General features: G+C 59.6%; 37 protein-coding genes. 35 read left to right on the top strand and 2 right to left on the bottom strand.

The features are described from left to right. The 32 genes from BLQ92_RS37545 to dsbD all read left to right on the top strand — a co-directional run. Positions 1-95, top strand: a 95-nt coding sequence (locus tag BLQ92_RS37545) for an EF-Tu C-terminal domain-related protein (RefSeq protein ID WP_024163108.1), incomplete at its 5' end; no start/stop codon positions are given. Positions 96-232: 137 nt separating this feature from the next. Then, on the top strand, positions 233-544 hold the full coding sequence (rpsJ, locus tag BLQ92_RS37550; protein WP_006998489.1) for a 30S ribosomal protein S10: 312 nt from the start codon (positions 233-235) through the stop codon (positions 542-544). Between the two features lie 211 nt (positions 545-755). Further along, the gene (gene rplC, locus BLQ92_RS37555; protein WP_090695779.1) at positions 756-1,415 is read left to right on the top strand and encodes a 50S ribosomal protein L3; all 660 of its coding nucleotides are present in this window, start codon (positions 756-758) and stop codon (positions 1,413-1,415) included. Beyond that, positions 1,415-2,035 (top strand): 50S ribosomal protein L4, encoded by a 621-nt coding sequence (rplD, locus tag BLQ92_RS37560; protein ID WP_074262706.1) that lies wholly within the window; start codon positions 1,415-1,417, stop codon positions 2,033-2,035. Before rplC ends, rplD begins: the two co-directional genes overlap by 1 nt. After that, entirely contained in the window at positions 2,032-2,346 is a 315-nt protein-coding gene (rplW, locus tag BLQ92_RS37565) for a 50S ribosomal protein L23 (protein ID WP_090695781.1), read from the top strand. Before rplD ends, rplW begins: the two co-directional genes overlap by 4 nt. Positions 2,347-2,348: 2 nt before the next feature. Next, on the top strand, positions 2,349-3,176 hold the full coding sequence (rplB, locus tag BLQ92_RS37570; protein ID WP_090695783.1) for a 50S ribosomal protein L2: 828 nt from the start codon (positions 2,349-2,351) through the stop codon (positions 3,174-3,176). A gap of 10 nt (positions 3,177-3,186) precedes the next feature. Beyond that, on the top strand, positions 3,187-3,462 hold the full coding sequence (gene rpsS / locus BLQ92_RS37575) for a 30S ribosomal protein S19 (RefSeq protein ID WP_004199273.1): 276 nt from the start codon (positions 3,187-3,189) through the stop codon (positions 3,460-3,462). 7 nt (positions 3,463-3,469) lie between these two features. After that, positions 3,470-3,802 carry a 50S ribosomal protein L22 gene (rplV, locus tag BLQ92_RS37580; RefSeq protein ID WP_208449389.1) on the top strand — a complete coding sequence of 111 codons (333 nt, stop codon included), beginning with the start codon at positions 3,470-3,472 and terminating at the stop codon, positions 3,800-3,802. Between the two features lie 11 nt (positions 3,803-3,813). Continuing rightward, the gene (gene rpsC, locus BLQ92_RS37585; RefSeq protein ID WP_090695785.1) at positions 3,814-4,629 is read left to right on the top strand and encodes a 30S ribosomal protein S3; all 816 of its coding nucleotides are present in this window, start codon (positions 3,814-3,816) and stop codon (positions 4,627-4,629) included. Positions 4,630-4,631: 2 nt separating this feature from the next. After that, positions 4,632-5,048: a 50S ribosomal protein L16 gene (rplP, locus tag BLQ92_RS37590; RefSeq protein WP_074262702.1), complete on the top strand. Its 417-nt coding sequence runs from the start codon at positions 4,632-4,634 to the stop codon at positions 5,046-5,048. Between the two features lie 10 nt (positions 5,049-5,058). Beyond that, positions 5,059-5,253: a 50S ribosomal protein L29 gene (rpmC, locus tag BLQ92_RS37595; protein WP_007180130.1), complete on the top strand. Its 195-nt coding sequence runs from the start codon at positions 5,059-5,061 to the stop codon at positions 5,251-5,253. Further along, entirely contained in the window at positions 5,250-5,522 is a 273-nt protein-coding gene (gene rpsQ, locus BLQ92_RS37600) for a 30S ribosomal protein S17 (RefSeq protein WP_007180129.1), read from the top strand. Before rpmC ends, rpsQ begins: the two co-directional genes overlap by 4 nt. Positions 5,523-5,810: 288 nt before the next feature. Next, a complete protein-coding gene (gene rplN, locus BLQ92_RS37605) occupies positions 5,811-6,179 on the top strand; it encodes a 50S ribosomal protein L14 (protein ID WP_006052212.1) in 369 nt (122 codons plus the stop codon). A gap of 9 nt (positions 6,180-6,188) precedes the next feature. Continuing rightward, on the top strand, positions 6,189-6,497 hold the full coding sequence (gene rplX / locus BLQ92_RS37610; protein WP_090695787.1) for a 50S ribosomal protein L24: 309 nt from the start codon (positions 6,189-6,191) through the stop codon (positions 6,495-6,497). A 17-nt stretch (positions 6,498-6,514) separates the two neighbouring features. After that, positions 6,515-7,054, top strand: coding sequence for a 50S ribosomal protein L5 (gene rplE, locus BLQ92_RS37615; protein ID WP_006052214.1), 540 nt, complete (start codon positions 6,515-6,517; stop codon positions 7,052-7,054). A gap of 7 nt (positions 7,055-7,061) precedes the next feature. Continuing rightward, on the top strand, positions 7,062-7,367 hold the full coding sequence (gene rpsN / locus BLQ92_RS37620) for a 30S ribosomal protein S14 (RefSeq protein WP_074262700.1): 306 nt from the start codon (positions 7,062-7,064) through the stop codon (positions 7,365-7,367). Between the two features lie 14 nt (positions 7,368-7,381). Continuing rightward, positions 7,382-7,777, top strand: a complete 396-nt coding sequence (gene rpsH, locus BLQ92_RS37625) for a 30S ribosomal protein S8 (protein WP_074262699.1) — start codon at positions 7,382-7,384, stop codon at positions 7,775-7,777. Positions 7,778-7,795: 18 nt separating this feature from the next. Beyond that, positions 7,796-8,326 (top strand): 50S ribosomal protein L6, encoded by a 531-nt coding sequence (gene rplF / locus BLQ92_RS37630; protein WP_090695789.1) that lies wholly within the window; start codon positions 7,796-7,798, stop codon positions 8,324-8,326. 12 nt (positions 8,327-8,338) lie between these two features. Beyond that, positions 8,339-8,704 (top strand): 50S ribosomal protein L18, encoded by a 366-nt coding sequence (gene rplR / locus BLQ92_RS37635; RefSeq protein ID WP_006052218.1) that lies wholly within the window; start codon positions 8,339-8,341, stop codon positions 8,702-8,704. A gap of 14 nt (positions 8,705-8,718) precedes the next feature. Continuing rightward, positions 8,719-9,237, top strand: coding sequence for a 30S ribosomal protein S5 (gene rpsE / locus BLQ92_RS37640; protein ID WP_090695792.1), 519 nt, complete (start codon positions 8,719-8,721; stop codon positions 9,235-9,237). 11 nt (positions 9,238-9,248) lie between these two features. Continuing rightward, on the top strand, positions 9,249-9,431 hold the full coding sequence (rpmD, locus tag BLQ92_RS37645; RefSeq protein ID WP_007180126.1) for a 50S ribosomal protein L30: 183 nt from the start codon (positions 9,249-9,251) through the stop codon (positions 9,429-9,431). A 29-nt stretch (positions 9,432-9,460) separates the two neighbouring features. Beyond that, entirely contained in the window at positions 9,461-9,895 is a 435-nt protein-coding gene (rplO, locus tag BLQ92_RS37650) for a 50S ribosomal protein L15 (RefSeq protein ID WP_074301421.1), read from the top strand. Positions 9,896-9,941: 46 nt separating this feature from the next. After that, positions 9,942-11,288: a preprotein translocase subunit SecY gene (gene secY / locus BLQ92_RS37655; protein WP_090695794.1), complete on the top strand. Its 1,347-nt coding sequence runs from the start codon at positions 9,942-9,944 to the stop codon at positions 11,286-11,288. Positions 11,289-11,296: 8 nt separating this feature from the next. Next, positions 11,297-11,515, top strand: coding sequence for a translation initiation factor IF-1 (infA, locus tag BLQ92_RS37660; protein WP_004521905.1), 219 nt, complete (start codon positions 11,297-11,299; stop codon positions 11,513-11,515). 20 nt (positions 11,516-11,535) lie between these two features. Beyond that, entirely contained in the window at positions 11,536-11,652 is a 117-nt protein-coding gene (rpmJ, locus tag BLQ92_RS37665) for a 50S ribosomal protein L36 (protein ID WP_004199844.1), read from the top strand. Positions 11,653-11,693: 41 nt separating this feature from the next. Further along, the gene (gene rpsM, locus BLQ92_RS37670; protein WP_006052223.1) at positions 11,694-12,059 is read left to right on the top strand and encodes a 30S ribosomal protein S13; all 366 of its coding nucleotides are present in this window, start codon (positions 11,694-11,696) and stop codon (positions 12,057-12,059) included. A 28-nt stretch (positions 12,060-12,087) separates the two neighbouring features. Next, a complete protein-coding gene (gene rpsK / locus BLQ92_RS37675; RefSeq protein ID WP_006052224.1) occupies positions 12,088-12,492 on the top strand; it encodes a 30S ribosomal protein S11 in 405 nt (134 codons plus the stop codon). 154 nt (positions 12,493-12,646) lie between these two features. Continuing rightward, positions 12,647-13,270 carry a 30S ribosomal protein S4 gene (gene rpsD, locus BLQ92_RS37680; protein WP_090695796.1) on the top strand — a complete coding sequence of 208 codons (624 nt, stop codon included), beginning with the start codon at positions 12,647-12,649 and terminating at the stop codon, positions 13,268-13,270. Positions 13,271-13,394: 124 nt separating this feature from the next. Then, positions 13,395-14,372, top strand: coding sequence for a DNA-directed RNA polymerase subunit alpha (locus BLQ92_RS37685; protein ID WP_006052226.1), 978 nt, complete (start codon positions 13,395-13,397; stop codon positions 14,370-14,372). A 173-nt stretch (positions 14,373-14,545) separates the two neighbouring features. Next, positions 14,546-14,938 (top strand): 50S ribosomal protein L17, encoded by a 393-nt coding sequence (gene rplQ / locus BLQ92_RS37690; RefSeq protein WP_074262693.1) that lies wholly within the window; start codon positions 14,546-14,548, stop codon positions 14,936-14,938. A 201-nt stretch (positions 14,939-15,139) separates the two neighbouring features. After that, positions 15,140-15,472 carry a divalent-cation tolerance protein CutA gene (cutA, locus tag BLQ92_RS37695; RefSeq protein WP_090695798.1) on the top strand — a complete coding sequence of 111 codons (333 nt, stop codon included), beginning with the start codon at positions 15,140-15,142 and terminating at the stop codon, positions 15,470-15,472. Then, positions 15,465-17,363: a protein-disulfide reductase DsbD gene (gene dsbD / locus BLQ92_RS37700; protein WP_090695800.1), complete on the top strand. Its 1,899-nt coding sequence runs from the start codon at positions 15,465-15,467 to the stop codon at positions 17,361-17,363. Before cutA ends, dsbD begins: the two co-directional genes overlap by 8 nt. A gap of 276 nt (positions 17,364-17,639) precedes the next feature. Here dsbD and hemB read toward each other — a convergent pair whose 3' ends face one another. Further along, a complete protein-coding gene (gene hemB, locus BLQ92_RS37705) occupies positions 17,640-18,638 on the bottom strand; it encodes a porphobilinogen synthase (protein WP_090695846.1) in 999 nt (332 codons plus the stop codon). A gap of 278 nt (positions 18,639-18,916) precedes the next feature. After that, entirely contained in the window at positions 18,917-19,573 is a 657-nt protein-coding gene (yihA, locus tag BLQ92_RS37710; RefSeq protein ID WP_090695802.1) for a ribosome biogenesis GTP-binding protein YihA/YsxC, read from the bottom strand. Positions 19,574-19,787: 214 nt separating this feature from the next. Here yihA and BLQ92_RS37715 point away from each other — a divergent pair, with 214 nt between their 5' ends. The 3 genes from BLQ92_RS37715 (at position 19,788) to ccsB (ending at position 23,992) form a co-directional block, all read left to right on the top strand. Next, positions 19,788-20,441, top strand: a complete 654-nt coding sequence (locus BLQ92_RS37715; RefSeq protein WP_090695804.1) for a c-type cytochrome — start codon at positions 19,788-19,790, stop codon at positions 20,439-20,441. Between the two features lie 127 nt (positions 20,442-20,568). After that, a complete protein-coding gene (locus tag BLQ92_RS37720; protein WP_090695806.1) occupies positions 20,569-22,773 on the top strand; it encodes a cytochrome c biogenesis protein ResB in 2,205 nt (734 codons plus the stop codon). A gap of 4 nt (positions 22,774-22,777) precedes the next feature. Beyond that, complete coding sequence (gene ccsB / locus BLQ92_RS37725; RefSeq protein WP_090695808.1) at positions 22,778-23,992, top strand: c-type cytochrome biogenesis protein CcsB; 1,215 nt, start codon at positions 22,778-22,780, stop codon at positions 23,990-23,992. Positions 23,993-24,083: the final 91 nt, after the last annotated feature.

The raw sequence follows: 24,083 nt of genomic DNA on the forward strand, positions 1-24,083 counted from the left end.
TCAACCCGATCGCGATGGAAGAAGGTCTGCGCTTCGCAATCCGCGAAGGTGGCCGTACCGTCGGCGCAGGTGTTGTCGCCAAGATTCTCGAGTAAAATCGAGGGTTTGCGGTCGCAGTAATTTGCAGTAAAGGTGCCCGGGACCGGGCGCCCACCCTCGGTTGGTGTTCGGTCCTACGTTCTTTTTATATTTGGCGGTGCAACATCGCCTCGCTCTTTTCCAAGGAATTGTCATGCAGAACCAGAAAATCCGCATTCGCCTGAAGGCTTTCGACTATCGCCTGATCGATCAATCGGCGGCTGAAATCGTCGACACGGCAAAGCGGACTGGCGCAATCGTTCGTGGTCCGGTGCCCCTGCCGACCCGTATTCAACGTTTCGACATCCTGCGTTCGCCGCACGTCAACAAGACGTCGCGCGACCAGCTCGAAATCCGCACCCACCAACGCCTGATGGACATCGTTGACCCGACGGACAAGACCGTCGACGCACTGATGAAGCTCGATCTGCCGGCTGGTGTGGACGTGGAAATCAAGCTGCAATAAGGCTTTGCGGCGATGTCCGGTCCACTGGGCATCGCTAAGTCATTGATTGCTTGCGGAAAACGAAAAGCCTCGCTATAATAGTGGGCTTTTCGCGCATTTGCGCAAAAAAGTCGGTGTGCTGAGCATCGCTTCATCCGAGGCGCATGCCCGAAACGGCACCGGCATTTTGTAAATTAGCCCCGACCAATCGCAGTCGGGAATGGAGAAAACGATGAGCCTTGGACTCGTAGGTCGCAAGGTTGGCATGACCCGTATCTTTACGGCTGAAGGGGATTCGATTCCCGTCACCGTTCTGGACGTGTCCGACAACCGCGTGACGCAGATCAAGACTGTGGAAACCGATGGCTACACGGCCGTTCAGGTTGCATTCGGTACGCGCCGTGCATCGCGCGTGACGAAGCCGCTGGCAGGTCATCTCGCCAAAGCCGGTGTTGAAGCCGGTGAAATCCTCAAAGAATTCAAGATCGATGCCGCTAAGGCTGCCGAGCTGTCGAACGGCACCGTGGTTGGCCCCGACCTCTTCGAAGTAGGCCAAAAGGTCGACGTGCAAGGCGTGTCGATCGGTAAGGGCTACGCCGGTACCATCAAGCGTTACAACTTCGCATCCGGCCGTGCATCGCACGGTAACTCGCGCTCGCACAACGTGCCGGGTTCGATCGGTATGGCGCAGGATCCGGGTCGTGTTTTCCCGGGTAAGCGCATGACCGGTCACATGGGTGACGATACGGTAACCGTGCAAAACCTCGAAATCGCTCGTATCGACGCCGACCGCAAGCTGTTGCTGGTCAAGGGTGCCGTGCCGGGTGCTAAGGGCGGCAAGGTTTTCGTGACGCCGGCCGTGAAGACGCGCGCCGTGAAAGGAGCGAAATAATGGAACTTAAGCTCCTGAATGCCAATGGTCAGGAAGGCGCAGCTGTGAGCGCGTCGGACGTCGTGTTCGGCCGTGATTACAACGAAGCCCTGATTCACCAGGTTGTGGTGGCCTACCAGGCTAACGCACGCAGCGGTAACCGCGCGCAGAAGGACCGTGAGCAAGTCAAGCACACGACCAAGAAGCCGTGGCGTCAAAAGGGTACGGGTCGCGCCCGTGCCGGTATGTCGTCGAGCCCGTTGTGGCGCGGCGGTGGCCGTATCTTCCCGAATTCGCCGGAAGAAAACTTTTCGCACAAGGTTAACAAGAAGATGCATCGCGCAGGCCTCTGCTCGATCTTCTCGCAGCTGGCTCGCGAAGGCCGCATCTCGGTGGTGGACGAGCTGACGCTCGAAGCCCCGAAGACGAAGCTGCTGGCCGAAAAATTCAAGGCGATGGGTCTCGAATCCGTGCTGGTGATTACCGACACGGTTGACGAAAACCTGTACCTCGCGTCGCGCAACCTCGCCCATGTGGCAGTTGTCGAGCCGCGTTACGCCGACCCGCTGTCGCTGATCTACTTCAAGAAGATCCTGATCACGAAGGCTGCGGTCGCCCAGATCGAGGAGTTGCTGTCATGAGCGAGATTCGCAAGAACGATCATCGTTTGATGCAGGTCCTGCTCGCGCCGGTGATCTCCGAAAAGGCGACGCTGGTGGCCGACAAGAACGAGCAAGTTGTGTTCGAAGTCGCGCCGGATGCCACGAAGCAGGAAGTGAAGGCCGCTGTTGAGCTGATGTTCAAGGTGGAAGTCGATTCCGTCAACGTGCTGGTTCAGAAGGGCAAGGCAAAGCGCTTTGGCCGCTTCATGGGCAAGCGCAAGGACGTGAAGAAGGCCTACGTCTGCCTGAAGCCGGGTCAGGAAATCAACTTTGAAGCGGAGGCCAAGTAATCATGGCAATCGTTAAAGTTAAGCCGACTTCGCCGGGTCGCCGCGCGATGGTCAAGGTGGTCAACAAGGATCTGCATAAGGGCAAGCCGTACGCACCGCTGCTCGACTCGCAATCCTCGACCGCCGGCCGTAACAACAACGGCCACATCACCACGCGCCATAAGGGTGGTGGTCACAAGCATCACTATCGTGTCGTCGACTTCCGTCGCACGAAGGATGGCATTCCGGCAAAGGTCGAACGTCTTGAGTACGATCCGAACCGTAGCGCGAACATCGCGCTGGTTCTGTACGCAGACGGCGAACGCCGTTACATCATTGCACCGAAGGGCGTTACCGTCGGCCAGCAACTGATGTCCGGTTCGGAAGCGCCGATCCGCGCAGGCAACACGCTGCCGATCCGTAACATTCCGGTCGGTACGACGATTCACTGCATCGAAATGCTGCCGGGCAAAGGCGCGCAAATGGCGCGTTCGGCTGGTACGTCGGCGATGCTGCTGGCTCGTGAAGGTACCTACGCACAGGTCCGCCTGCGCTCGGGTGAAATCCGCCGCGTTCACGTTGAATGCCGCGCGACGATTGGTGAAGTTGGCAACGAAGAGCACAGCCTCCGTCAAATCGGTAAGGCTGGCGCGAACCGCTGGCGCGGTATCCGCCCGACGGTGCGTGGCGTTGCAATGAACCCGGTCGATCACCCGCACGGCGGTGGTGAAGGCAAGACGGCTGCAGGTCGCGACCCGGTGAGCCCGTGGGGCACGCCTACGAAGGGTTATCGTACCCGCAGCAACAAGCGCACGACGAGCATGATCGTCCAGCGCCGTCACAAGCGTTAAGGAGTAGGCAATGGCACGTTCTGTAAAAAAAGGTCCGTTCTGCGACGCCCATTTGCTGAAGAAAGTTGAGGCGGCTGCAGCTTCGCGTGACAAGAAGCCGATCAAAACCTGGTCGCGTCGTTCGACGATTCTGCCGGATTTCATCGGTCTGACGATTGCTGTGCACAACGGCCGTCAACACGTTCCGGTGTACATCTCGGAAAACATGGTCGGCCATAAGCTTGGCGAGTTTGCATTGACCCGTACGTTCAAGGGTCACGCAGCCGACAAGAAGGCTAAGAAATAAGGGGCTCATGATGGAAGTGAAAGCAATTCATCGCGGTGCCCGCATCTCGGCGCAGAAAACGCGCCTTGTGGCCGACCAGATCCGCGGTTTGCCGGTCGACAAGGCGCTGAACGTTCTGACGTTCTCGCCGAAGAAGGCTGCGGGAATCGTGAAAAAGGTCGTGCTGTCGGCGATCGCGAATGCGGAGCACAACGAAGGCGCCGATATCGACGAGCTCAAGATCACGAGCATCTACGTCGACAAGGCTGCCTCTCTCAAGCGTTTTACCGCGCGCGCTAAAGGCCGTGGTAACCGCATCGAGAAGCAATCCTGTCACATCACTGTGACGGTCGGTAACTAAGGGGTCATACGATGGGACAGAAAATTCATCCGACTGGCTTCCGTTTGGCCGTCAGCCGCAATTGGGCGTCGCGTTGGTACGCGAACAACAACAATTTCGCGGCGATGTTGCAGGAAGACATCGGTGTACGTGAGTACCTGAAGAAGAAGCTGAAGAACGCTTCGGTTGGTCGCGTCGTTATCGAGCGTCCGGCGAAGAACGCGCGCATCACGATTTATAGCTCGCGTCCGGGTGTGGTCATCGGTAAGAAGGGCGAGGATATCGAGCTGCTGAAGTCGGAACTGCAACGCCGCATGGGCGTTCCGGTCCACGTCAACATCGAAGAAATCCGCAAGCCGGAAACCGATGCGCAACTGATCGCCGATTCGATCACGCAACAGCTCGAGCGCCGGATTATGTTCCGCCGCGCGATGAAGCGTGCAATGCAAAACGCCATGCGTCTGGGTGCTCAAGGCATCAAGATCATGAGCGCTGGCCGTCTGAACGGCATCGAAATCGCTCGTACGGAATGGTATCGCGAAGGTCGCGTGCCCCTTCATACGCTGCGCGCTGACATCGACTACGCAACTTCGGAAGCGAAGACGACGTACGGCATCATCGGTGTGAAGGTGTGGGTCTACAAGGGCGACACGCTCGGCCGCAACGACGCACCGGTGGTTGAAGAAGTCGCCGAAGAAAAGCGTCCGCGCCGTAACGCACGTCCGGGTGGCGATCGCCGTCCGCGTCGCGATGGTGAAGGTGCTGCTCCGGCAGGTGCACGCCGTGGCGCCCCGCGTCGTACGGGTGGTGCTGGCGGCGCCGGCGGTGACGGCAAGACTGGAGAATAACGATGCTGCAACCGAAACGCAGAAAGTATCGCAAAGAGCAGAAGGGTCGTAACACCGGTATCGCTACCCGCGGCAACGCGGTGTCGTTCGGTGAATACGGTCTGAAGGCTATCGGTCGTGGTCGTCTGACCGCGCGCCAGATTGAAGCGGCGCGTCGTGCAATGACCCGTCACATCAAGCGTGGTGGCCGTATCTGGATCCGCATTTTCCCGGACAAGCCGATCTCGCATAAGCCGGCTGAAGTACGTATGGGTAACGGTAAAGGTAACCCTGAGTACTACGTCGCAGAGATTCAACCGGGCAAGATGCTGTACGAAATGGACGGCGTAACCGAAGAGTTGGCACGCGAAGCGTTCCGTCTGGCTGCAGCGAAGCTGCCGCTCAAGACGACCGTTATCGTTCGTCAGCTCGGCGCCTAAGGAGCAAATGATGAAGGCTTCCGAACTTCACCAGAAAGATCAGGCCGCGCTCAACAAGGAGCTGTCGGACCTGTTGAAGGCGCAATTCGGCCTGCGCATGCAACTCGCGACCCAGCAGCTCACGAACACGAGCCAGCTAAAGAAGGTCCGTCGCGACATCGCACGTGTGCGGACCGTCCTGACTGAGAAGGCGAACCAGAAATGAACGATAGCGTAAAAACCTCGCTCAAGCGGACGCTGGTCGGCAAGGTCGTCAGCAACAAGATGGACAAGACGGTCACCGTGCTGGTTGAGCACCGCGTGAAGCACCCGATCTACGGCAAGTACGTTGTGCGTTCGAAGAAGTACCACGCGCACGACGATGCGAACACGTACAACGAGGGCGACCTCGTTGAAATCCAGGAAACGCGTCCGATTTCTAAGACGAAAGCTTGGGTTGTGGCTCGCCTGGTCGAGGCTGCTCGCGTCATCTGACGCAACAAGTTGTAGAAGTAGTTGAAATCGCAGTAAGTTTCGCTTGCAAGGCCGAGATTATTTGTTATAATCTCGGTCTTCCCTCTTTGTGGGAGCCCCGTCGCGGGCGAAGTTGGTGGGGGAAGCGGTTCAGGCGCCAGTCTGTTCCGAAGGATTCACCGGATTGCGATGGCGGGTTTCGTTTGCCGTCGCTGCTGTTCTAACCCAAGCAGCCGATTGGCTGACGGGACCAAGACTGACCGGGTACGCCATGGTGGTGTGACCGGATTAAGTTGGGAAAGATAAACCATGATCCAGACCGAAACTCGGCTTGAAGTGGCCGACAACACGGGTGCGCGTGAAGTCATGTGCATCAAGGTGCTCGGCGGCTCGAAGCGTCGTTATGCCAGCATTGGCGACATCATCAAGGTGACCGTCAAAGAAGCAACGCCGCGCGGGCGCGTGAAGAAAGGCGAAATTTATAACGCCGTGGTGGTTCGTACCGCCAAGGGCGTTCGTCGTCAAGACGGCTCGCTGATCAAGTTCGACGGCAACGCCGCTGTGTTGTTGAATGCCAAGCTCGAACCTATTGGCACCCGTATTTTCGGGCCTGTCACGCGCGAGTTGCGTAGCGAACGATTCATGAAGATCGTTTCGCTGGCACCGGAAGTGCTGTAAGGAGTCGCGATGAACAAGATTCGCAAAGGTGACGAAGTTATCGTCATCACCGGCAAGGACAAGGGCAAGCGCGGCATCGTGCTGTCCGTTGGCGAAGACAAAGTTGTTGTCGAGGGTATCAACCTCGTCAAGAAGCATGTCAAGCCGAACCCGATGAAGGGTACGACGGGCGGCGTGGAAGCCAAGACGATGCCGCTGCAAATTTCGAACGTCGCATTGGTCGACGCGAATGGCAAGGCATCGCGTGTAGGCATCAAGGTCGAGGGGGACAAGAAGGTCCGTTTCCTCAAGACGACCGGTGCTGAGCTGAGCGCCTGACGCTGCGGAGTAAAAAAATGGCTCGTTTGCAAGAGTTTTACAAAGAAAAGGTTGTACCCGGCCTCATCGAGAAGTTCGGTTACAAGTCCGTGATGGAAGTGCCGCGCATCACCAAGATCACCCTGAACATGGGCCTTGGCGAAGCGGTTGCTGACAAGAAGATCATCGAAAACGCCGTTGGCGACCTGACGAAGATTGCTGGCCAGAAGCCGGTGATCACGAAGGCACGCAAGGCAATCGCTGGCTTCAAGATCCGTCAAGGCTATCCGATCGGTGCAATGGTCACGTTGCGTGGTCAAGCAATGTACGAATTTTTGGACCGTTTCGTGACGGTTGCGCTCCCCCGTGTGCGCGACTTCCGTGGCGTGTCGGGTCGTGCGTTCGATGGTCGCGGCAACTACAACATCGGTGTGAAAGAGCAGATCATTTTCCCCGAAATCGACTACGACAAGATCGACGCACTGCGTGGGCTGAACATCAGCATCACGACGACTGCGAAGACCGACGACGAAGCAAAGGCTCTGCTCGCCAGCTTCAAGTTCCCGTTCAGAAACTGAGGTTACCGTGGCTAAACTGGCACTGATCGAACGTGAAAAGAAGCGTGCTCGCCTCGCTGCAAAGTACGCTCCCAAGCGTAACGAGTTGAAGGCGATCATTGGCGATATGAGCAAGTCGGACGAAGAGCACTACGCAGCCCGTCTCGAACTGCAACAACTGCCGCGCAACTCTAACCCGACCCGTAAGCGCAACCGTTGCGCGATCACTGGTCGTCCGCGCGGTACGTTCCGTAAATTCGGGCTGGCGCGTAACAAGATTCGCGAAATCGCGTTCCGCGGCGAGATCCCTGGCCTGACCAAGGCGAGCTGGTAATAGGAGAAACGTAAATGAGCATGAGTGATCCTATCGCCGATATGCTGACTCGCATCCGCAACGCGCAGATGGTTGAGAAGGTTTCGGTGCAAATGCCCTCGTCGAAAGTGAAGGTTGCGATCGCGCAAGTCCTGAAGGACGAAGGGTATATCGACGATTTCGCAGTGAAGTCTGAAGGTGCGAAGTCGGAATTGAACATCGTGTTGAAGTACTACGCTGGCCGTCCGGTCATCGAACGCATTGAACGCGTTTCGAAGCCTGGTCTGCGTGTGTACCGCGGCCGTAACGACATCCCCGTGGTCATGAATGGCCTCGGCGTGGCAATCGTGTCGACGCCGAAGGGCGTGATGACGGACCGCAAGGCGCGCGCTACGGGCGTTGGCGGCGAAGTCATCTGCTACGTCGCTTAAGGCCGAAAGGAGAGAAACATGTCTCGAGTAGGTAAAAGCCCGATCGCGCTGCAAGGCGCAGAAGTGGCCCTGAGCGACGAACGCATCACCGTCAAGGGTCCGCTGGGCACGATTACGCAAGCTGCAAACCGCCTCGTAAAAGTGGTGAACGACAACGGCACGCTGAAGTTCGAGCCGGTTGACGAAAGCCGCGAAGCGAACGCGATGTCGGGCACGATGCGCGCACTGGTTGCGAACATGGTGAACGGCGTGACGAAGGGTTTCGAGCGCAAGCTGACGCTGGTTGGCGTCGGTTACCGCGCACAAGCGCAAGGCGACAAGCTGAACCTGTCGCTGGGTTTCTCGCACCCCGTGGTGCACCAGATGCCGGAAGGCGTCAAGGCTGAAACCCCGACGCAAACCGAAATCGTGATCAAGGGGATCAATAAGCAACAAGTTGGCCAGGTCGCTGCAGAAGTGCGCGGCTATCGTCCGCCGGAGCCCTACAAGGGCAAGGGTGTGCGTTACGCCAACGAGGTTGTGATCCTCAAAGAAACGAAGAAGAAGTAAGGGTGCGCAATCATGGATAAGACTCAATCTCGCCTGCGCCGCGCTCGTCAGACGCGTATCAAGATCGCTGAGCTGCAGGTCGCGCGTCTCGCCGTGCATCGCACGAACACGCACATCTATGCGCAAGTGTTCTCGCCGTGCGGCACCAAGGTGCTCGCCAGCGCGTCGACGCTCGAAGCCGAAGTGCGTGCGCAACTGGCTGATCAAACGGGTAAGGGCGGCAACGTTGCTGCTGCTACGCTGATCGGCAAGCGCATTGCAGAAAAGGCTAAGGCTGCCGGCATCGAATCCGTCGCCTTCGACCGTTCGGGTTTCCGTTACCACGGCCGCGTGAAAGCGCTGGCTGATGCGGCGCGCGAAGCCGGACTCAAGTTCTAAGGGAAGAATTCGTCATGGCAAAGATGCAAGCGAAAGTTCAGGCTGACGAACGCGACGACGGCCTGCGCGAAAAGATGATTTCGGTCAACCGCGTGACCAAGGTTGTGAAGGGCGGCCGGATTCTCGGTTTTGCCGCACTGACCGTGGTCGGCGACGGTGATGGCCGCGTCGGTATGGGCAAGGGCAAGGCGAAGGAAGTGCCGGTCGCTGTTCAGAAGGCGATGGAACAAGCCCGCCGCAACATGTTCAAGGTGCCGCTGAAGAACGGTACCCTGCAACACGAAGTGCACGGTAAGCACGGCGCATCGATGGTCCTCCTGGCTCCGGCCAAGGACGGTACCGGTGTGATCGCCGGCGGCCCGATGCGCGCAGTGTTCGACGTGATGGGCGTGCAGAATGTGGTGGCCAAGAGCCACGGTTCGACGAACCCCTACAACCTCGTTCGTGCAACGCTCGACGGCCTGCGCAAGCAGTCCACGCCGAGCGACATCGCGGCGAAGCGTGGCAAGTCCGTCGAAGAAATTCTGGGCTAAAGGTGGACACCATGTCTGATAAAACTGTCAAGGTTCAGCTCGTCAAGAGCCTGATCGGGACCCGCGAAACGCACCGCGCTACGGTGCGTGGCTTGGGCCTGCGTCGACTCAACTCGGTTAGCGAGTTGCAAGACACGCCGGCTGTGCGCGGCATGATCAACAAGGTTTCGTACCTCGTTAAGGTCATCAGCTAAGCGGCTGACCCGGACTCAAGGAGTTGATAATGGAATTGAATAACCTGAAGCCGGCCGAAGGCTCGAAGCACGCAAAGCGTCGCGTGGGTCGTGGTATCGGTTCGGGCCTCGGCAAGACGGCTGGCCGTGGTCACAAGGGTCAGAAATCGCGTTCGGGCGGCTTCCACAAGGTGGGCTTCGAAGGCGGTCAAATGCCGCTGCAACGTCGCCTGCCGAAGCGCGGCTTCACCTCGCTGACGAAGGAATTCGTTGGTGAAGTGCGTCTCTCGGATCTGGAAAAGCTGCCGGTCGACGAAATCGATCTGCTCGCTCTGAAGCAAGCCGGCCTGGTCGGTGAGCTGATCAAGAGCGCCAAGATCATCGCGACGGGCGAGCTGAAGCGCAAGATCGTTGTGAAGGGTCTGGGTGCGACGAAGGGTGCGCGCGCTGCGATTGAAGCAGCTGGCGGCTCCTTTGCCGAGTAACGTGCAAGTCGTTTGCCGTCACTAGCATTTGCATCGGAGAAGCTACTTGGCTAACAGCCCGAGTCTCGCAAAACCCGGTCGAAGCGCGGCGAAGTTTGGCGATCTGCGTCGGCGTGCAGTGTTCCTGCTGCTGGCGCTGGTCGTCTACCGTATCGGCGCGCATATTCCGGTTCCGGGTATTGATCCGGAGCAACTGGCAAAGCTGTTCCAAAGCCAGTCGGGTGGCATCCTTGGCATGTTCAACATGTTCTCGGGTGGCGCACTTTCGCGGTTCACGATTTTCGCGCTTGGGATCATGCCGTACATTTCGGCGTCGATCATCATGCAGTTGCTGGCGATCGTCTCGCCGCAAATGGAAGCGCTGAAGAAAGAAGGGCAGGCGGGTCAACGGAAGATTACGCAGTACACGCGTGTCTTTACGGTCCTGCTGGCGACGTTCCAGGCGTTCGGCATTGCCGTCGCGCTTGAGAATCAGCAAGGCCTTGTGATCGATCCGGGTATGGTGTTCCGGCTGACAACGGTCGTAACGCTGGTGACCGGCACGATGTTCCTGATGTGGCTGGGTGAGCAGATCACGGAGCGCGGGCTTGGCAACGGCATCTCGATCATTATTTTCGGCGGGATTGCAGCGGGTTTCCCGAATGCGATCGGCGGACTGTTCTCACTGGTGCAAACCGGTTCGATGGGTCCGGTCTCGGCGATTATCGTGGTTGCACTGATTGCTGCTGTGACGTATCTGGTGGTGTTCATTGAACGCGGCCAGCGCAAGATCCTCGTGAACTATGCGAAGCGGCAGGTCGGTAACAAGATTTACGGCGGGCAGTCGTCACATCTGCCGCTGAAGCTGAACATGTCGGGCGTGATTCCGCCGATCTTTGCATCGTCGATCATTCTCTTCCCGGCAACTATCCTGAACTGGTTTAGTTCGGGGTCGCGTAACAGCTGGTTCGCAGACACACTGCACAACGTGGCTGAGGCCCTTAAGCCTGGTCAACCGGTGTATGTGTTGTTGTACGCGTTGGCGATCGTTTTCTTCTGCTTTTTCTACACCGCACTGGTGTTTAACAGCAGAGAGACGGCCGACAACCTGAAGAAGAGCGGCGCTTTCGTTCCGGGTATCCGCCCGGGCGACCAGACGGCTCGATATATCGACCGCATCCTCACGCGTCTGACGCTGGCCGGTGCGATCTACATCGTGTTCGTGTGTCTGCTGCCCGAATTTCTGGTGCTGCGCTGGAACGTGCCGTTTTATTTTGGTGGAACGTCGCTGCTGATCATTGTCGTCGTCACAATGGATTTCATGGCGCAGGTGCAGTCGTACGTTATGTCGCAACAGTATGAATCGCTGCTGAAGAAAGCCAATTTCAAAGGCGGCGGCGTCCCGATGCGTTGAAAGGACTTATGGCCAAAGACGATGTGATCCAGATGCAGGGTGAAGTCATCGAAAACCTGCCTAATGCTACCTTCAGGGTGAAGCTGGAAAACGGCCATGTCGTATTGGGACACATATCCGGCAAGATGCGGATGCACTACATCCGAATCCTGCCGGGCGACAAGGTGACGGTTGAATTGACGCCTTACGATCTGTCGCGTGCGCGGATCGTGTTCCGGGCGAAGTGATTTGAAAAAAGGGTAATATCATGAAAGTGATGGCATCGGTTAAGCGCATTTGCCGCAATTGCAAGATCATCAAGCGCAAAGGCGTTGTGCGCGTGATTTGCAGCTCTGATCCGCGCCACAAACAGCGTCAAGGCTGAACGCCGCGCTTTTGCTTGCGCTTTTTGTTTGAGGAAAAACAATGGCTCGTATCGCAGGGGTTAACATCCCGAATCACCAGCATACCGAAATTGGCCTGACGGCAATTTACGGTATTGGCCGCACGCGCTCGCGCGACATTTGCGTCGCTGCTGGTGTGGCATTTTCGAAGAAGGTCAAGGACCTGAACGACGCAGACCTCGAAAAGCTGCGTGAAGAAGTCGGCAAGTTCATCGTTGAAGGCGATCTTCGCCGTGAAACAACGATGAACATCAAGCGCCTGATGGATCTCGGCTGCTATCGTGGCGTGCGTCACCGTAAGGGCTTGCCCCTGCGTGGCCAACGCACGCGTACGAATGCCCGTACGCGCAAGGGTCCGCGTCGTGCAGCGCAATCGCTGAAGAAGTAAGCGGAACTGACAGTTACAGGAAAACGTAATGGCTAAGGCTTCGAACAACTCCGCGGCGCAACGCGTTCGCAAGAAGGTCAAGAAGAACGTCGCCGAGGGCGTGGTTCACGTTCACGCGTCGTTCAACAACACCATCATCACGATCACCGATCGTCAAGGCAATGCACTTGCCTGGGCAACGTCGGGTGGTCAGGGCTTCAAGGGTTCGCGTAAATCGACCCCGTTTGCAGCCCAGGTGGCAGCCGAATCGGCTGGCCGCGTGGCGATGGAATACGGCGTGAAGAACCTCGAAGTGCGGATCAAGGGCCCTGGCCCTGGCCGTGAGTCCGCGGTGCGCGCGTTGCATGGTCTTGGCATCAAGATCACCGCGATCTCCGACGTGACGCCGGTACCGCACAACGGCTGCCGTCCGCCGAAGCGTCGTCGTATCTAAGACGCTGGTTTCGCGAGCGCCTGTTGCCGCCGGGTTGTGTGCCGGCGACGACGGGCTGCTTGCGTTATTGAATTGACTAAGCCCACCGTTCGACCCAAAGGGTTCGGACTAGCGTGAACGCGAGTTCGCGTGATCAATCATAGAAGGAATCAACGTGGCACGTTATATCGGCCCTAAGGCCAAGCTGTCCCGCCGTGAAGGCACTGACCTCTTCCTGAAGAGCGCCCGTCGTTCGCTGGCTGACAAGTGCAAGCTTGACAGCAAGCCTGGCCAACATGGCCGCACCTCGGGTGCCCGTACGTCCGACTACGGCACGCAGCTGCGCGAAAAGCAAAAAGTGAAGCGCATCTACGGTGTGCTCGAGCGCCAGTTCCGCCGTTACTTCGCTGAAGCCGACCGCCTCAAGGGCAACACGGGTGAAAACCTGCTGCAACTGCTCGAGTCGCGTCTCGACAACGTCGTGTATCGCATGGGCTTCGGCTCGACGCGCGCTGAAGCACGTCAGCTCGTGAGCCACAAGGCGATCATGGTGAACGGCGTGGTGTCGAACATCCCGTCGATGCAAGTTAAGGCAGGTGACGTCGTCGCTGTCCGCGAACAGTCGAAGAAGCAAGCGCGTATCGTCGAAGCGCTGTCGCTGGCTGAGCAAGGTGGTCTGGCAAGCTGGGTCGCTGTCGATTCGAAGAAGTTCGAAGGCACGTTCAAGAGCAAGCCGGAACGCAGCGATATCGCTGGCGATATCAACGAAAGCCTGATCGTCGAATTGTATTCGCGGTAATCGGATTGACGGCCGGGGCACCCTGATTGCGATGCGCAAGGGGGCGCCTCGGCTGTTTATTTTCAGGTTGTTACCGGTCAGCCTTATCGGTGTAACGAGCCGAGGGTATTGAAAAGGAAAACCTATGCAAACCAGTTTGTTGAAGCCCAAGATCATCGCTGTTGAATCGCTTGGTGAGAGCCATGCGAAAGTGGTCATGGAACCGTTTGAACGCGGTTACGGCCACACCTTGGGTAACGCGCTCCGGCGCGTGCTGCTGTCGTCGATGATCGGCTACGCGCCGACCGAAGTGACGATCGCAGGCGTGGTTCACGAGTATTCGACGCTCGACGGTGTGCAAGAGGACGTAGTCAACCTGCTGCTGAACCTGAAGGGCGTGGTCTTCAAGCTGCATAACCGTGACGAAGTGACGGTTACGCTGCGCAAGGAAGGCGAAGGCGTTGTCACCGCTGGCGACATCGAACTCGCGCACGATTGCGAAGTGATCAATCCGGATCACGTGATTGCGCATCTGTCGAAGGGCGGCAAGCTCGACGTGCAGATCAAGGTCGAAAAGGGCCGCGGTTACGTGCCGGGTAACGTGCGTCGTTACGGCGAAGAGTCGGCCAAGATCATCGGCCGTATCGTGCTGGACGCGTCGTTCTCGCCGGTTCGCCGTGTGAGCTACGCCGTGGAAAGCGCGCGTGTCGAACAGCGTACCGACCTCGACAAGCTCGTGATGAACATCGAAACCAACGGTGTGATTTCGCCGGAAGAAGCGATCCGTCAATCGGCACGCATTCTGGTCGATCAACTGTCGGTGTTCGCTGCTCTGGAAGGCACCGAAGCTACGGCGGAAGCGCCGTCGCGTGCGCCGCAGATCGATCCGATCCTGCTGCGTCCGGTGGATGATCTCGAACTGACGGTTCGTTCCGCGAACTGCTTGAAGGCCGAGAACATTTACTACATCGGCGACCTGATCCAGCGCACGGAAAACGAGCTGCTGAAGACGCCGAATCTGGGCCGCAAGTCGCTGAACGAAATCAAGGAAGTACTGGCGTCGCGTGGTTTGACGCTCGGCATGAAGCTCGAAAACTGGCCGCCGGCTGGGCTGGACAAGTAATTGAGGCTGCATCCGGGACGAAAGTCACCGCTGCACTACTGGCACGGACGCGGATTTTCCTTTAAAATCCGCGTCTTGCCTTTTTTCACTACCGGCCCGTGCACTCGCAACCCTCCGGGTTCGCCGAGCGCGATAGAAGAGCTGGACCAAAACTTTGAATCGAAGGAATTAACATGCGTCACCGTCATGGTCTGCGGAAACTGAACCGCACGAGCAGCCACCGTCTGGCAATGCTCCGTAACATGTCCAACTCGCTGATCGAGCACGAAGTCATCAAGACGACGCTGCCGAAGGCGAAGGAACTCCGTAAAGTCGTCGAGCCGCTGATCACGCTCGGCAAGAAGCCGTCGCTGGCAAATCGTCGTCTGGCGTTCAACCGCCTGCGCGATCGTGACTCCGTTTCGAAGCTGTTCGACGTGCTCGGCCCGCGTTTCGCGAACCGTCCGGGTGGCTACCTGCGCATCCTGAAGTTCGGTTTCCGCGTTGGCGACAATGCACCGATGGCACTGGTCGAATTGATGGACCGTCCGGAAGTCGAAGAAGTTGAAGTGCAAGAAGCTGAATAAGCTTCCTGCATAGGCGAAGAGGCCAGGCGAATGCCTGGCCTTTTTGTTTGTGGCGGCGCAAAAACACCGAGGCGCCGCCGGCTGTGCAGCTTCCGCGTTAGCCCACAGATAGCCTTCAGATAGCCTTCAGGCAGCCTCTGCGGCCGACCGGCTCCGGTGATACGATAGCGGCACACCTGTTAGACCTTGCCGGAGCTGTCTGTGAGTTCGAATGTGACGTTGATCCTGACGACCGTGCCCGACGCGGACCCCGCAGAGAAGCTCGCGGCGCAGGTGCTCGACGCTCGGCTTGCCGCCTGCGTCAGTCAGCAGGGAGCCGTCCATTCGAGCTACCACTGGCAAGGCAAAATCGAGTCCGCAGACGAGATTCAATTGCTCTTCAAAACGAGCGCCGTCCGGGCTCTGGAGCTCGAACTGTTCATCCAGAAGCACCATCCGTACGACACCCCCGAAATCCTCTGCTGGCAAGCCACGGCTTCCGTAGCCTACGGCCAGTGGGTCATTGCTGAAACTCAACGTCCTGTTCATGTTTAACGCTCTGCACCAACGGGGGCGCGAGTCGCTGCGCGCGGCCGTCCTGTTTATCTCCTGCCTGCTGCTTGTTCTGATGTCCGCCGGCGCGGCGCATGCCGCGGATGATTTCCTCGATCCGGCGGTCGCCTTCAAGTTCAGCGCGACCGAGCAGCCCGGCGAAGTGCTGGTTCACTACAAGATCGCCGACGGTTATTACATGTATCGGGAGCGATTCTCGTTCGCCACTCGCAACGGTACCGTGACGATTGGCGATCCTCAGTTGCCGACCGGTCACGTGAAGTATGACGAGACCTTCGCGAAGAACGTCGAGACGTACCGCAATGAGTTGACGATTCGCATCCCGGTGAAGCAGGCGCCGGGACCGTTCGACCTGGCCGTAACTTCCCAGGGATGTGCCGACGCAGGCATTTGCTATCCGCCCATGGAGCGCGTGTACCACGTCGACGGCGCCGCGCTGCACGCCGCTACCGCTGAAGCGCCCGCTGCGGCCGTCGCACAGGTCGCGCAAAGCCGCGCGCCAGCAGGTGACGCCCCTTCCTGGTACGAACGTACGACCAGCGCCGACTATGCGCAGTCGCTCCTGCAAGGCGGTAGCTTCTTTGCGATCGTCGGCTTGTTCTTCGTCGCCGGGGCTGTGCTTAGCCTGCTGCCGTGTTCGTATCCGATGATTCCGATCCTGTCGGCGATCATCATCGGTGAAGGGGCGCGCGTGACCCGTGGGCGTGGCTTCGCGCTTTCGCTGGCGTATGTTATCGGCATGGCGCTGGTCTACACGGCGCTCGGGATCGCCGCGGCGTTGGTTGGCCAGAGCCTTGGCGCGTGGCTGCAGAATCCTTGGGTGCTGGGTGCATTCGGCGTGCTCCTGACGGGGTTTGCCGTGACGCTGATAGCCGGTTATGACATCGCCTTGCCGCAGCGTTGGCAGGATGGCGCCTCGCGTGCATCGCAAGGGCGCTCGGGTGGCAAATTCGCGGCCGTGGCGGCCATGGGCGCGCTGTCCGCGCTGGTTGTAGGTGCATGTATGACCGCGCCGCTCTTCGTCATCCTCGCGTTTGTCGCGCATACCGGTAACGCGGTGCTCGGCGGGGCCGCGCTGTTCTCGATGGGCATCGGCCTCGGTGTTCCGCTTTTGATCATCGGTCTCGGCGCAGGTACGTTCCTGCCGCGTGCGGGCGCATGGATGGACGGTGTGAAGGTGTTCTTCGGCGTGGTCCTGCTTGCCGCCGCACTGTGGATCGTCTGGCCGGTGCTGGGGGCGGTTGCGCAAATGTTGCTGAGCGCGTTGTGGTTGCTGGTTGCGGCGGCCGCGCTGGGATTGTTCTCGCCGCCGGCTGGCACGAGTTCGCTGTGGCGCCGGCTCGGCCGCGGTCTGGGCGTCGCGCTGACCATCTGGGCGGCGGTGCTGCTGGTCGGGCTCGCAGCCGGCTCGTCGGATCCGCTGAAACCGCTAGCGGTACTGGCCGCGCGTGGCGGCGTGAGCGAAGTGGCCGGCACGCCCTCAGGCGCGCCGAATGCTGCGCCTGCGAACAGCCTCACATTTGCGCCGGTCCGGTCAACGACTGAGCTCGACCAGGCCGTCAAGACCGCCGCCCAGCCGGCGATGCTCGATTTCTATGCGGACTGGTGCGTGAGCTGCAAGGAGATGGAGAAGTTCACCTTTAGCGACCCACGCGTGCATACCCGTCTGCAGCAACTCAATCTGTTGCGCGCGGATGTGACCGCGAACACGCCGGACGACCAGGCGCTGCTGAAGCGCTTCAAGCTGTTCGGGCCGCCGGGCATCATCTTCTTCGATCAAAGCGGCGCCGAAGTGCTTCGTGTGGTGGGTTACGAGTCGGCGGATACGTTTCTGCGGAGCCTCGACCGGCTATCTACGCCACCTCAGTCGTAACCGGGCGGAACGCCTTTTACGGTGCCCAGTTCGCCAGGATTGGTCCCCTTTGCAAACTGCAAGCACGTAACCATAAAAAAGCGGAAGCGCCGCCTCCGGCACTTCCGCTTCATCAACCGCTAGCTGCCTGATCGGCGCCGCCGTGTCGGTCTAACGTCTGCCGCTCAACCGGCACCTGCACGTTCGGCCATTACACGCCAGCCATTTGAGCGGGGTTCGCGCCTGCATTCACACATACGCGAGCATGAGGCGCCGAAATCTGCGCCCCGCAACCCGTTACTTCTGCGCCCGCAAAATGCGCGCTGCATCGAGCGCGAAGTACGTCAGCACGCCATCCGCACCAGCGCGCTTGAACGCCAGCAGCGACTCCATCATCGCCTTGTCGTGATCGAGCCAGCCGTTCTGCGCCGCCGCCTTGAGCATCGCGTACTCGCCGCTCACCTGATAGACATAAGTCGGGAAGCGGAACTCGTCCTTCACGCGTCGCACGATATCGAGGTACGGCATGCCTGGCTTCACCATCACCATGTCCGCGCCTTCTTCGATGTCCGCGCGCACTTCGCGCAGCGCTTCATCCGAATTCGACGGGTCCATCTGATAGGTCATCTTGTTGCCCTTGCCGAGGTTCGTCGCGGAACCGACAGCATCGCGGAACGGGCCGTAGAAGGCCGACGCGAACTTGGCCGAGTAGGCCATGATCCGCGTGTGGATGTGGTCCTCGCTCTCGAGCATTTCGCGGATCGCGCCGATGCGCCCATCCATCATGTCCGAGGGCGCGACGATATCCACACCCGCTTCAGCTTGCGCCCGTGCCTGCTCGACGAGAATCTCGACGGTCTCATCGTTGATCACATAACCCGCTTCGTCGAGCACGCCGTCCTGGCCGTGACTCGTGTACGGATCGAGCGCAACGTCGGTGAGAATGCCCAGATCCGGGAAACGCTTCTTCAGTTCGCGAACCGCACGCGGAATCAGGCCGGCTGCGTTGGTGGCCTCGCGGCCATCCGGGGTCTTCAGCGACGGCTCGATTGCCGGAAATAGCGACAACACGGGCACGCCCAGTTCGACGCACTGTTCGGCCACGCCCATCAGCAGATCGACCGAGACACGCTCGACGCCCGGCATCGACGGTACGGCTTGCCGCACGTTGGTGCCTTCGACAACGAACACGGGGTAGATCAGGTCATTGGTGGTGAGGATGTTTTCGCGCATGAGGCGGCGCGAGAAGTCGTCACGGCGCATGCGGCGCAGACGATGATGCGGATAGAAGCTCATATCGAATGTCGTGGATTTCGTGGAGATGACAAAAACGCGTGCCTCCGCCTGCCGGAAACTCTTTTCGAGACAATGGTATATCATACCGATCGAGCAAGGCGCCATGCGCTGACCTCCCCGCTTCTCCTCCCTGAGCGGGTGCCTGTCGTTTTTCGATTAGGCTGTTTGGCCCGCCGTCAGTAGCGGCGGGTTTTTTTATGGGCGAACGAAATAGGGCCCAGACAGGGCCCCAGCGGTGTCAATGTCGTATCAGGCGCTTATTTCGCAGCCGCTGTAACTTATTCGACAGCGTCCGTACCGCCCGTCTCTTCAGGGATCAGCCAGCCTTCGATGAGTTCGTGGGCCTCGTCCAGACCGACCCGTTTGAGGGCCGAGAACAATTGGGCGGTCAATTCTCCCTGGTAGCCAGCGGCGCTATATTCGGCCAGACCCTTGTGGGTGGCCCGCAGCGCGTTGATGCTCTCCTGCCGTGTCAATTTGTCGCACTTTGTGAGCAGCGTATGGATCGGCTTGCCGGTCGGCGCAAACCACTCGATCATCCGGCGATCCAGATCCGTCAGCGGGCGCCGCGAATCCATCATCAGAATCATGCCGCGCAGTTGCGAGCGCGACTGCAGGTAAGTGGACAACAGTGCCTCCCAGTGCGCCTTGGCGGCCCCAGGAACCTCCGCATAGCCGTAACCGGGCAGATCCACCAGATGAGCCACTGGCTCGGCCGCAGGCCCCACCGAGAAGTAGTTGATGTGCTGGGTGCGGCCCGGCGTCTTACTGGCGAACGCGAGGCGCTTCTGGTTGCACAGCAGATTGATCGCCGTCGACTTGCCCGCATTCGAGCGCCCGGCAAACGCGATTTCGGGTTGCGGAGTGGCCGGCAGATCACGCAGGTGATTGACGGTCGTAAAGAAGCGCGATTGGTGGAGCAGGAAGGAAGACATGGGGGAACCAGGATATGAGACGCCGGGGAACCCGGAGTGGGGACGGGTCAAGCCCGACTGGCGTCTAAGCGATTAGCGAGTTATTGTACAATACGACGGTTTACTGAATTTACTGAAGACCTGAGGAGGGGCCAGCGCGCGTGCCTCTGCGGTAAATCGGTCGCCGTCGTTTTGCAGAACCTCTAATTCCCACAAGACGAAACAGGGTGTGCGAATGAATCGACTGTGCAAAGCTCTGATGGTGTTTCAAGTAGCGGCAGGTCTTTCAGGTTTAGCAGTTCAGGCGCGAGCAGCAGATCCGGCAAAACCGGACATCAATCGGGGGCAGGCAATTGCGGCGCAAGTATGCGCGTCGTGTCACGGTGCCGACGGCAATAGCGCCGGCGGGGCCTATCCCAAGCTGGCTGGCCAACACCCCGAATATCTCGTCAAGCAGTTGATGGATTTCAAAACCCAGCCCGGCGCCAAGCAGCCTGCGCGTAATAATGCGATTATGGCCGGCATGGCCGCAGCGCTCTCCAACCAGGATATGGTTAACGTCGCCGCGTATTTCGCGGCGCAGACGCCGAAGCCGGGTTACGCACACGACAAGAACACGGTCCCGTTGGGGCAGAAGATTTATCGCGCGGGCATCGCCGAACGGGCTGTGCCGGCGTGTGCGAGCTGCCACGGGCCTACCGGCCAGGGCATTCCGGTGCAGTATCCGCGTCTGTCGGGGCAGTGGGCGGACTATACGGTGACGCAGTTGACCGCGTTCACGCAGGGTCCGGGCGCGCGCAACAACAACGATGCAATGCATACCATTGCGTCGCGGCTCTCGGATAGCGATATCAAGGCCGTGGCGGATTACATCGCGGGCTTGCATTAAGAAGCCCGCACGCAAGTGCAACCGGCCCAACGAGGCCGGTGAAAAACAAGAAAAGGGTGATGGCGTCGTGCGCTTCGTGCGTCAGCGGCGGCCGTTCACCCTTTTTTGCTGTTCTGTTGGAGTGTGAATGAGCGTCACCACGTCGGGTATTGAATTGAAGTCGGGCCAGCGGCCCATGCGTCGCGTCATCGAGTTGCTGAGTTCGATGCGATTTGCCATCGCGCTGCTGGTGATCCTGTCGATTGCCAGCATCATCGGCACCGTCCTCACCCAGGACGACCCGTATCCCAACTACGTCAATCAGTTCGGCCCGTTCTGGGCGGACATCTTCCGTTCGCTGAGCCTGTACACCGTGTACAGCTCGTGGTGGTTCATGCTGATCCTCGGCTTTCTGATGGTTTCGGTATCGCTATGCGTGACCCGCAACGCGCCGAAGGTGATCGCCGACATGAAGAGCTGGAAGGACAAGGTCCGCGAATCGAGCCTGCGCGCGTTCCATCACAAGGGTGAGTTCGCCGTGGGCGGCACGCGCGAGCAGGCTACGGCCACCTTGGCGAAACTTTCGGGCCGGCTCGGCTACAAGTTCGTCACGCGGGAATCGAGTGGCGCGACGCTGATTGCCGCCAAGCGCGGCGCGCTCACCAAGCTCGGCTATATCTCCGCGCACCTTGCGATCGTCATCATCTGCCTGGGCGGCCTGCTCGACAGCAACCTGCCGATCAAGCTGCAGATGTGGATGTTCAACAAGACGCCCATTAACAATAACTCGGTGATCAGCGACATTCCGCCCGAGCACCGCCTGTCGCAGTCCAACCCGACGTTCCGCGGCTACGCGTGGGTGCCGGAAGGCGAACACGTCTCCACGGCGATCCTGAACCAGCCGAATGGATCGTTGATCCAGGACCTGCCGTTCTCGATCCAGTTGAACAAGTTCATCGTCGATTACTACTCAACCGGCATGCCGAAGCTGTTCGCGAGCGACATTGTCGTGATCGACCACAAGACCGGCGAGAAGATTCCGGCACGGGTCGAGGTGAACAAGCCGTTCGAGTACGACGGCGTGTCGATCTACCAGTCGAGTTTCCAGGACGGCGGCTCGCAAATGCAGATGACCGCGTATCCGATGACCGGTGACAGTGCGAAAACCGCGCCGTTCGGCGGCACGATCGGCAACTCGGCGCCCTTGGGTAACGCGGTGCCGGACGCGGATGGCCAGACTATCGAATTCGCCGATTTCCGCGCCATCAACGTCGAAAACGTCTCGAACGGCAGCGGCGCCAACGATGCCCGCGGCGTCGCGCATCAGTCGCTGAAGGAGGCGTTCGACGAGCGCCTTGGCTCGGGCGCGAAGAGCTCGAAGCCGCTGGACCTGCACAATGTCGGTCCCTCGGTACAGTACAAGGTGCGTGGCAAGGACGGCCAGGCGCGCGAGTACAACAACTACATGCTGCCGGTCGACGTGGGCGGCGAGAAGATGTTCCTTGCCGGCATGCGCATCAATCCGGACGATCCGTTCCGCTATCTGCGCATTCCCGCTGACCAGGGCGGTACCGTTAAGGAATGGATGAACCTGCGCGCCACGCTCGAGAATCCGGCGATGCGTGCCGCCGCTGCGCACCGTTTCGCGCAGCGCTCGGTGCCGGCGTCGAACCCGGATCTGCAGCAACACCTGGAAGAAAGCGCGCTGCGTGTCATGACCCTCTTTGCGGGCGGGGACAGCAGCGTCGGCATCGTGCAGGGCGGCCAGAATATCGGCGGCTTCCAGGCGATTGCGGCGTTCATCGACCGTTCGGTGCCGAAGGGCGAGCAGGAAAAGGCGGCCTCGCTGCTGCTGCGCATGCTCGAAGGCTCGACCTGGGACTTGTGGCAACTGGCGCGCGAGCAGGCCGGCGAGCCCGATGTCGCGGCCTCGGCAGACAACAGCCTGTTTATTCAGAGCTCGATCAACGCCATATCCGACAGCTTTTTGTATGGTTCGCCGGTCTATTTACAACTCGACTCATTCAAGCAGGTGCAAGCTTCGGTATTTCAGTTGACGCGCGCGCCGGGCAAAAAAGTCGTGTATCTTGGCAGCCTGCTCCTCGTATTGGGCATCTTCTCGATGTTCTACGTCCGCGAACGGCGCCTCTGGTTCTGGATCAAAGATACCGGTCACGGCACGAACGTCGTGATGGCGATGTCGAGCGCGCGCAAGACGCTCGACTTCGACAAGGAGTTTGCTCAGACGCGCGACGCCGTCGGCGCCGTGCTGGGTGCCAAACCCAATGACGCAGCCGACAAGGCCGGCACCTCCGGTGCATCGTCCGCAGGCTCACACGATTCGACCCGGTAAGATCATGGACTTGACTCAGGTTTCCTCCTCCCCGTCGCGCGGCAGCGCGTCGGCCAAGAACGCGGCAGCCCGGCCGGAACAGCATCCGGCGCTGCTCGACGAACGGCCCTTTCTGAAGCGCCTCGGCGTATTCGACTGGCTGTTTGCTCTTGCGATGGTCGGGGGCGCGGGGTTCGCGCTGTCGCGCTATCACCCGTTCATGAACTACTACGACAAGCTGGTGCTGGTGTGTGCGGTGCCGGTTTTCGTCACGCTCGGCTGGCGCTGGAAGCCGGCGCGGCTCCTGATTGCCGGAATCGCGCTGCTGTCGCTGTTCGCGATCCAGGTCTATCAGGGCGACCTGGCACGGGCTGACAGCGCGTTCTTCCTCAAATACTTCCTGTCGAGCCAGTCCGCGATCCTGTGGATGAGCGCGCTGTTCGTGCTTGCCACGCTGTTCTACTGGATCGGTCTGATCTCGCGTTCGCCCACCGGTGCCGCGATCGGCTCGAAGATGACGTGGGCCGCCGTGCTGATGGGCTTTGTGGGCCTGATGGTGCGCTGGTACGAGTCGTACCTGATCGGCTCGGACGTGGGCCATATCCCCATCTCGAACCTGTATGAAGTGTTCGTGCTGTTCAGCCTGATCACCGCGCTCTTCTATCTGTATTACGAACAACACTACAACACCCGGGCGCTCGGCGCCTTTGTGCTGCTGGTGATCAGCGCCGCGGTCGGCTTCCTGATGTGGTACTCGATTTCGCGCGATGCGCAGCAGATTCAGCCGCTCGTGCCGGCGCTGCAAAGCTGGTGGATGAAGATCCACGTGCCGGCTAACTTCATCGGCTACGGCAGCTTCGCGCTGTCTGCGATGGTTGGCGTCGCGTATCTGGTGAAGGAAAAAGGCGTGCTGGCGGACCGCCTGCCGCCGCTCGAAGTGCTCGACGACCTGATGTACAAGTCGATCGCGGTCGGTTTTGCGTTCTTCACGATTGCCACGATTCTTGGCGCGCTGTGGGCGGCTCAGGCCTGGGGCGGCTACTGGAGCTGGGACCCGAAGGAAACCTGGGCGCTGATCGTCTGGCTGAACTACGCCGCCTGGCTGCACATGCGGCTCATGAAGGGGCTGCGCGGCGCGGTTGCCGCATGGTGGGCGCTGACCGGTCTGCTGGTGACCACGTTCGCGTTCCTCGGCGTGAATATGTTCCTCTCCGGGCTGCATAGCTACGGCAAGCTGTAATATCCGCCGTTCTGAATCGACTAAAAAGCCGCCGTGTGCCCCGCACCGGCGGTTTTTTCTTATGCACGGGAATATTCGCGCATCCAGAGTG

The sequence above is a fragment of the Paraburkholderia phenazinium genome (assembly GCF_900100735.1).
Lineage (GTDB): Bacteria > Pseudomonadota > Gammaproteobacteria > Burkholderiales > Burkholderiaceae > Paraburkholderia > Paraburkholderia phenazinia.

Coding starts and splice junctions, on each gene's coding strand:
- rpsJ (WP_006998489.1), top strand. CDS start 233: ATGCAGAACCAGAAAATCCGCATTCGCCTGAAGGCTTTCGACTATCGC.
- rplC (WP_090695779.1), top strand. CDS start 756: ATGAGCCTTGGACTCGTAGGTCGCAAGGTTGGCATGACCCGTATCTTT.
- rplD (WP_074262706.1), top strand. CDS start 1,415: ATGGAACTTAAGCTCCTGAATGCCAATGGTCAGGAAGGCGCAGCTGTG.
- rplW (WP_090695781.1), top strand. CDS start 2,032: ATGAGCGAGATTCGCAAGAACGATCATCGTTTGATGCAGGTCCTGCTC.
- rplB (WP_090695783.1), top strand. CDS start 2,349: ATGGCAATCGTTAAAGTTAAGCCGACTTCGCCGGGTCGCCGCGCGATG.
- rpsS (WP_004199273.1), top strand. CDS start 3,187: ATGGCACGTTCTGTAAAAAAAGGTCCGTTCTGCGACGCCCATTTGCTG.
- rplV (WP_208449389.1), top strand. CDS start 3,470: ATGATGGAAGTGAAAGCAATTCATCGCGGTGCCCGCATCTCGGCGCAG.
- rpsC (WP_090695785.1), top strand. CDS start 3,814: ATGGGACAGAAAATTCATCCGACTGGCTTCCGTTTGGCCGTCAGCCGC.
- rplP (WP_074262702.1), top strand. CDS start 4,632: ATGCTGCAACCGAAACGCAGAAAGTATCGCAAAGAGCAGAAGGGTCGT.
- rpmC (WP_007180130.1), top strand. CDS start 5,059: ATGAAGGCTTCCGAACTTCACCAGAAAGATCAGGCCGCGCTCAACAAG.
- rpsQ (WP_007180129.1), top strand. CDS start 5,250: ATGAACGATAGCGTAAAAACCTCGCTCAAGCGGACGCTGGTCGGCAAG.
- rplN (WP_006052212.1), top strand. CDS start 5,811: ATGATCCAGACCGAAACTCGGCTTGAAGTGGCCGACAACACGGGTGCG.
- rplX (WP_090695787.1), top strand. CDS start 6,189: ATGAACAAGATTCGCAAAGGTGACGAAGTTATCGTCATCACCGGCAAG.
- rplE (WP_006052214.1), top strand. CDS start 6,515: ATGGCTCGTTTGCAAGAGTTTTACAAAGAAAAGGTTGTACCCGGCCTC.
- rpsH (WP_074262699.1), top strand. CDS start 7,382: ATGAGCATGAGTGATCCTATCGCCGATATGCTGACTCGCATCCGCAAC.
- rplF (WP_090695789.1), top strand. CDS start 7,796: ATGTCTCGAGTAGGTAAAAGCCCGATCGCGCTGCAAGGCGCAGAAGTG.
- rplR (WP_006052218.1), top strand. CDS start 8,339: ATGGATAAGACTCAATCTCGCCTGCGCCGCGCTCGTCAGACGCGTATC.
- rpsE (WP_090695792.1), top strand. CDS start 8,719: ATGGCAAAGATGCAAGCGAAAGTTCAGGCTGACGAACGCGACGACGGC.
- rpmD (WP_007180126.1), top strand. CDS start 9,249: ATGTCTGATAAAACTGTCAAGGTTCAGCTCGTCAAGAGCCTGATCGGG.
- rplO (WP_074301421.1), top strand. CDS start 9,461: ATGGAATTGAATAACCTGAAGCCGGCCGAAGGCTCGAAGCACGCAAAG.
- infA (WP_004521905.1), top strand. CDS start 11,297: ATGGCCAAAGACGATGTGATCCAGATGCAGGGTGAAGTCATCGAAAAC.
- rpmJ (WP_004199844.1), top strand. CDS start 11,536: ATGAAAGTGATGGCATCGGTTAAGCGCATTTGCCGCAATTGCAAGATC.
- rpsM (WP_006052223.1), top strand. CDS start 11,694: ATGGCTCGTATCGCAGGGGTTAACATCCCGAATCACCAGCATACCGAA.
- rpsK (WP_006052224.1), top strand. CDS start 12,088: ATGGCTAAGGCTTCGAACAACTCCGCGGCGCAACGCGTTCGCAAGAAG.
- BLQ92_RS37685 (WP_006052226.1), top strand. CDS start 13,395: ATGCAAACCAGTTTGTTGAAGCCCAAGATCATCGCTGTTGAATCGCTT.
- rplQ (WP_074262693.1), top strand. CDS start 14,546: ATGCGTCACCGTCATGGTCTGCGGAAACTGAACCGCACGAGCAGCCAC.
- dsbD (WP_090695800.1), top strand. CDS start 15,465: ATGTTTAACGCTCTGCACCAACGGGGGCGCGAGTCGCTGCGCGCGGCC.
- hemB (WP_090695846.1), bottom strand. CDS start 18,638: ATGAGCTTCTATCCGCATCATCGTCTGCGCCGCATGCGCCGTGACGAC.
- yihA (WP_090695802.1), bottom strand. CDS start 19,573: ATGTCTTCCTTCCTGCTCCACCAATCGCGCTTCTTTACGACCGTCAAT.
- BLQ92_RS37715 (WP_090695804.1), top strand. CDS start 19,788: ATGAATCGACTGTGCAAAGCTCTGATGGTGTTTCAAGTAGCGGCAGGT.
- BLQ92_RS37720 (WP_090695806.1), top strand. CDS start 20,569: ATGAGCGTCACCACGTCGGGTATTGAATTGAAGTCGGGCCAGCGGCCC.
- ccsB (WP_090695808.1), top strand. CDS start 22,778: ATGGACTTGACTCAGGTTTCCTCCTCCCCGTCGCGCGGCAGCGCGTCG.